Annotated in this window: 2 protein-coding genes; both read left to right on the top strand. The window is 38.1% G+C overall.

What is annotated here, in order from left to right; translation table 11 throughout:
• Window positions 1-632 precede the first annotated feature (632 nt).
• Window positions 633-986 carry a hypothetical protein gene (locus IHO13_RS04680; RefSeq protein ID WP_225538500.1) on the top strand — a complete coding sequence of 118 codons (354 nt, stop codon included), beginning with the start codon at window positions 633-635 and terminating at the stop codon, window positions 984-986.
• 329 nt (window positions 987-1,315) lie between these two features.
• Window positions 1,316-3,925 (top strand): 2-oxoglutarate dehydrogenase E1 component (locus IHO13_RS04675; protein ID WP_225538499.1); only part of this gene is annotated, 2,610 nt, incomplete at its 3' end.

Below are 3,925 nucleotides of genomic sequence, written 5' to 3'. Positions count from 1 at the left end.
CCTAAATATTATAGCTTGAGTTAGTTGTGTTTAAAAGCAGCTAATTTGCAGCGTTGAATGCGTAAAAACGCCAATACTGAAAATAGGCAATGGCCAGGGTTTTCTTTGCCTTTTTTCAGCTTTGCTACTCGTTGGCGCCACGTTAGCTATAACATGGAGTTGTGCAATAGGTGCAGCTTAACATAAAAAGTTTGACTTTTTGAAATTTTTGGTTACGCTCAGGTATAGTTTACTATTAGTAAGAGGCAGTTGCCATGGGTAAAAAAGAAGCTTTAAGAATGTTGAAAATATCAGATGGTCTTTCTGACTACGATATTGCTTGTTGAATTAAGCAGCGACTTAAAAAATTACATAATGATAGTACAGAGAAACTCTTAGAGCAGAGAAGCATGTAAATTTCTTACTAATGGTCAAGAAAATCAGGCAGAAGTTTTCTCGGACCTTGTAATATCAGCCATTAGCGACGATAAACTAGATTTTCTGAAGTTGTTGCTAAAGACAGTAAAAAATGACAATAAATTTAACTGTTTGAATACAGAAGGTACTGGCGGCAATATACCATTAACTTTGCACTTGGCGTACAAGTTACAAACATGAGTCAAAGATTAAGGCCATAAGTTTACTTTTGAAGCATGGTGCTAATCCTAATACAGAAGACCGAGAAGGCAAATCATTATTACACTGTGTTATTGATAATAATGATAGCGTTTTTTGTCACAAAGAAAGCTACTGAATTGCTTTTAGAGTACAAAGTTGATCCTAATGCAAGAGATAACCAAGGTAAAACACTGTTGCATTGCTTACGTGAGGATCATAGTTACCTTAATAATTGTGCCCGTGGTCATGTTGAAATTGCAAAATTGCTTTTAAGGAAAGGCGCTAACCCAGACTTAAAAGATGATTACAATAAAAACTCGATAGGTTATGCTAAACACGACAGTAAAGTGGACAGTTATTTGGTACCATTGATTATGATATGGTCTTGATACACCCTAACAGTGCAGTGGCTCTTTCATTTTTGAGTGTTGGTTGCACAGTTGAAGCTGCAGTTGGAAATTTAAGAAAAGCAGATAAAGTTCACATGTTATTCTTGCAGTAGGTACGGTTGCTGTTGCATTATATTATGCATACTGTGCAATAAAAGCTATGTTTTTTTCAGGGCCCTCAACTGAGTTTTGAAGTTAGGGTAGAGGGACTTAATAGTCAGAAATCACCAAATCCGGCAGATGGAGCTTAATAATTAGAGACTAAAGGAGTTCTTTTTTAAAAAACTTAAGGTATAATATAGGCATTTGGTGTCTTTAATATAGTGATTATGCCGAGTTTAAGCTATCTTTATAGTGACAATGCGGGATTTGTGGAAGAAATGTATAACCGCTATTTGCGAGGCGATAAGTCAATCGGAGAGGATTGGTACAGAATTTTTTCAAGCAATTTAGAAGCAAGTCAGGCAAAGCCTTTCAGCGTGCAGCATGCAGCCAAGGCAGATAATTCAGCTTCTGATCTGGCAAATTTTTTCAGGTCTTACGGTCATTTTTTTGCAGATCTTAATCCGTTATCACCAAGTGTAAATAAAGAAATAGATTATCAGAAATATTCAAACCTCTCTCCAACGCATGACGCTGGAATCTATAGAGATATTTACTGCAAGAATATCGGTTTTGAATTTATGCATATTTCCTCTTATGAAGAGAGAATGTGGCTGCAGGAGAAAGTTGAAAACCAGACCTATACGCTAAGCTCTCAGGATAAAAAAGAGATACTTAGGCACTTGATTGAATCTGAAATGTTTGAGCAGTTTCTGCATATGAAATTTCCTGGACATAAACGTTTTTCTATTGAGGGTGGAGAATCAGCTATTGTTGCAATTGAGAGAATTATTAACGATTCTGTGGCTTTTGGTATTGAAGAAATAGTTCTTGGCATGGCGCACCGTGGGCGACTCAATGTTCTAACCAAAGTTATGGGGAAAGAATATTCGGCAGTGCTATCTGAATTTCAAGGCAATCTCGCATACCCAAGTGGTCTTGAGGTGTCTGGCGATGCTAAATATCACCTCGGTTACTCCTATGATCGTACACTTGCCAGTGGTAAAAAAATTCACTTAAGTTTATGTCCTAATCCATCTCACCTTGAAGCGGTAAACCCGGTTATGGTTGGAAGAATAAGAGCAAAGCAAAAAGTAAGGCTTGTGCTTGGAATATCGATTCATGGTGATGCAGCTTTCATCGGTCAAGGAGTGGTTGCTGAAACTCTAACCTTGAGCAATATTGAGGGTTATAAAGTGGATGGCATTATACACATTATCATTAATAACCAAATTGGTTTTACTACGAACCCATATTGCGCGCGATCATCTTTTTATTGCACTGATGTAACTAAATCTATAGAAGCTCCAGTGTTTCACGTCAGTGGCGATAATCCAGAAGCAGTCAGTTTTGTTGCAAGCCTTGCAATTGAGTATAGGCAGAAGTTTAAAAAGGACGTGGTGATTGACATAATATGCTACCGCAAGTATGGCCATAATGAAGGCGATGAGCCAAATTTCACTCAGCCGCTTATGTATAAGGCAATATCAAAGCATAAAACTCCGGGGACACTGTATGAAGAGAAACTGACTATGGAAAAAGTACTAAGTAGTGATGAAGTGAGTAAATTACGCGGCGAATTTAGGACAAGATTGGATAGAAGCCTTACTGAATCAGCCGCTTACACTCCAAAAAAAGCTGACTGGTTCGGTGGTGTATGGTCAAAGCTCAGGAGAGCAAGGTTAAATAATTTGAGTGAATACTACACAGATTCTGGTGTTTCGCTAGATGAGCTAAAAAAATTAGGTATACGCATAAATAGCAATATCCCAAGCAGTTTTAATATCAACAATAAGGTTAGAAAAATACTCGATGGAAGAATAGGTAACATAAATTCTGGTCACGACATAGACTGGGCAACGGCTGAAAGTCTTGCGTTTGCATCACTACTAACGGAAGGAATAGGGGTACGTTTATCAGGGCAAGATTCTGGCCGTGGGACTTTCTCGCACCGTCATTCAAGGCTTGTTGATCAAGTAACAGAGGAAACATTTATTCCGCTAAACAATATAAGTGAAAAGCAAGCTAACTTTGAGGTCATAGATAGCGCTTTATCGGAGTATGCTGTAATGGGCTTTGAATATGGGTATAGTCTTGACTCTCCATATTCACTGGTGCTCTGGGAAGGGCAATTTGGTGATTTTGCAAATGGTGCGCAAATTATGATCGATCAATTTATTGCATCGGCGGAAACAAAGTGGTTGCGATCGAGCGGTCTAGTTTTATTGCTGCCTCATGGTTATGAAGGACAAGGACCTGAGCATAGCTCCGCGCGTATAGAGAGATTTTTACAACTCTGCGCAGAAGATAATATGCAAGTAGTTAATTGTTCCACTCCAGCAAATTACTTTCATGTTTTGCGCCGGCAAATTTATCGGGACTTTCGTAAGCCTTTGGTGGTGTTTACACCTAAATCGCTATTGCGTCACAAAAGAGCAGTTTCTAAACTGTCTGACCTTGAAGAAAAATTCCTCACGGTAATTCCAGAATATAGAACAGGTTTAGTTTCAGACGACAAAATACGCAAATCCATAATATGCAGTGGTAAAGTTTATTATGATATAATTGAAGCATGTGAAAGGCAAAAAATAAACGATATAGCAGTAATACGTTTGGAGCAATTCTATCCATTCCCTGCAGATAAATTAGGTAATGAACTTGAGAAGTACAAAAACACTGAGATTGTATGGTGTCAAGAGGAACCAAAAAATATGGGAGGATGGTTTTTTGTCAACCTATTAATAGAAGAAGTGTTATCTGATCTTAATATTCAAACAAAAAGGCCTAAGTGTATTGCAAGACCCGCTGCTGCATCTCCTGCATGTGGATATGCTAGT

The sequence above is a fragment of the Wolbachia endosymbiont of Mansonella perstans genome (assembly GCF_020278605.1).
Classification (GTDB): Bacteria; Pseudomonadota; Alphaproteobacteria; order Rickettsiales; family Anaplasmataceae; genus Wolbachia.
Note: the sequence above shows the minus strand (reverse complement) of the source record. Positions and strands in the feature narration are given on the sequence as shown.